Annotated in this window: 1 protein-coding gene; it reads right to left on the bottom strand. The window is 74.1% G+C overall.

Going from position 1 to position 247, the window contains the following annotated elements; all coding sequences use genetic code 11:
• Nucleotides 1–247: glycosyltransferase (locus KVT36_RS31925; RefSeq protein ID WP_217607467.1), on the bottom strand; the 247-nt coding region annotated here is incomplete at both ends.

The following is a 247-nucleotide window of genomic DNA, read 5'->3' on the forward strand; positions in this document are numbered from 1 at the left end:
CGGCCAGCGACCGGTTCCGGGCCGCGGCGAAATCGTCCGCCCACGCTTCGCGGATCACGCGCGCCCCGAACGACGCGCCGATCGCGGCCGTCCCGTCCGTCGAACCCGTATCGACGAGAATCGTCTCCGCGACGTACGGCGCCGCCGAACGCAGGCAGTCCGCCAGGAAGCGGCGCTCGTTCCGCGCGATCAGGCACAGCGACACCGGCAGCGGCAGCCCGCATGCGCCGGATGCGCCGGACGCGTC

The organism is Chitinophaga sp. GbtcB8 (assembly GCF_019091455.1).
In the GTDB taxonomy this organism is placed as follows: Bacteria; Bacteroidota; Bacteroidia; order Chitinophagales; family Chitinophagaceae; genus Chitinophaga.